At 68.4% G+C, this 719-nt stretch carries 1 protein-coding gene; it reads left to right on the plus strand.

Features of this window, described 5'->3' with window-relative positions; all coding sequences use genetic code 11:
• Positions 1–96 precede the first annotated feature (96 nt).
• Positions 97–519 carry a nuclear transport factor 2 family protein gene (locus LPZ50_RS25190; protein ID WP_230665544.1) on the plus strand — a complete coding sequence of 141 codons (423 nt, stop codon included), beginning with the start codon at positions 97–99 and terminating at the stop codon, positions 517–519.
• Positions 520–719 lie beyond the last annotated feature (200 nt).

A 719-nucleotide genomic window follows, 5' to 3' on the forward strand; every position in this document is an offset into this window, starting at 1 on the left:
CCGCGCTGGCCCGGCCCGATGTCCCGTTGGCCGCGGTGGCGTGCCAGCCCGCGGCAAGCGCGGCCTAGCGCCTGTACATACTAAAAGGAGACGAGAATGGAACGAGACCATGACGCGCAGGCCGCCAAGGCGGCCTGCGAGGCGGTGATCCTGGCGTTCTTCCATGCGCTGGACACGCGGCGCCATGAAGAAGTGGCCGCGCTGATGGCCGAGGACGGCATCTGGCACCGCCAGGGCAAGGCGCTGCGCGGGCCCGGGGACGTGCTGCAGGCATTGCAGGCCCGGCCCGCGGGGCGCAGTACTTGCCACATCATTACCAACGTGCGCTTGCTGCAGTCGGATGGCCGGCAGGCCAGCCTGGGTTATTTCCTGACCGCCTATGAAAGCGTCGCGCGGGACGACGGCCCCGGCGAGGTGCGCCTGGTTGCCATTCGCGATTGCCGCGACACGCTGGTGCGCACGCCGCAAGGCTGGCGGCTGTCCAATAAGCAAAGCCATCGGCATTTGCCACCCGAATAAAAGCCTGCCCGTCAGGCCCGCATTACCTTGATGTCCACACAGGAGAGAGACATGAACCCCACGAAACCCTTGCATTGGCTGGGCGCCTTGCTGGGCGCGGCCGCCCTGGCGGCAAGCCCGGTCCAGGCCGAGACGCCGTTCACGCACCCGCTGACGCTGATCGTGCCCTTTGCCGCCGGCGGCGGCGGCGACACGCTGGC

It is taken from the genome of Bordetella petrii, from assembly GCF_020991325.1.
In the GTDB taxonomy this organism is placed as follows: Bacteria; Pseudomonadota; Gammaproteobacteria; order Burkholderiales; family Burkholderiaceae_B; genus Bordetella_A; species Bordetella_A petrii_E.